The organism is Oleiphilus sp. HI0117, from assembly GCF_001635235.1.
On sequence record NZ_LWGA01000128.1, the window covers coordinates 1 to 918 of the forward strand.

A 918-nucleotide genomic window follows, 5' to 3' on the forward strand; every position below is an offset into this window, starting at 1 on the left:
GCAGAAGAGCTTAATGCTCGTTGCTAATGGTCTTCAGTTTGAGTTTGACCATGGTGAGTCATTGGTGCAGGAATACGCTCGTTCTGCAGAGCTTTCTGGCCTTTAGTTCGAAACCTTCATGCCTTATCTAAAGCGTGAATTGACCTTCCTGAAACCTAAGTTTGAGAAGTTCATTATTGGTTTACCCAACGGACATTTCTATAACACTTCTGGTGCGAATCTGCTACAAGGAGGGATTCGAACCTTTGATGATAAATAACCAGACTCGAAGCCTAAAAATATTCGCTCTCGCGACTATTGGCAGGTGAGTATTCACCCTGAAGATCCTGATTCGCCTGAAGCCTATATTTCTAACTCGATGATCTCCTTTACGACGGGGGTTAAGCAGATTGTTATTGCGGCTCCTATTCAGGATAAAGGTAAGATAGTAAGGGGGATGTTGGGGCTGAGTATTCCCTGGGAATATATCCATGATCGGGTTCAAACCTTGGTTAAAGAAAGTTTTTCTGGTGTCCAGGGAAGTGCCAAGGTGATGCTGGTTGCGAATGACGGAACTTACTGGTATCACTGGGACGAAAATAAGATCATTCAACTATTACGTGATGATCAAGGCGACTTTGTCTTAAATGAGCAGGGTGAAAAGGCCGTCAGTAAGTACTCTATCCTAAATGAACATAACCCTAAATTAAACGCTCTTGGTAACGAGATGATCACGGGGAATGCCGGAATGAGGGCGCTTGATCTAGGAGGGGAGGCTCACCAGCCTATTCCTGGTAGTCGATATAGCATCGGTGTCGCGCTTGAAGACCACTTGATGTTAGCGCCTGTTAGAAAAACCTTAGAGAACACTTTCGTTATTTTGTTTTCGGCATTTATTCTAATTATTGCCGCCGGATTTTTCTTGGTAAAGTATTTTTC

Annotated in this window: 2 protein-coding genes; both read left to right on the forward strand. The window is 43.6% G+C overall.

What is annotated here, in order from left to right; all coding sequences use genetic code 11:
* The first annotated feature begins 118 nt into the window (after positions 1-118).
* Positions 119-259 carry a hypothetical protein gene (locus tag A3757_RS25520; RefSeq protein ID WP_156490449.1) on the forward strand — a complete coding sequence of 47 codons (141 nt, stop codon included), beginning with the start codon at positions 119-121 and terminating at the stop codon, positions 257-259.
* Between the two features lie 45 nt (positions 260-304).
* Positions 305-918 (forward strand): cache domain-containing protein (locus tag A3757_RS01765; protein ID WP_156506100.1); only part of this gene is annotated, 614 nt, incomplete at its 3' end.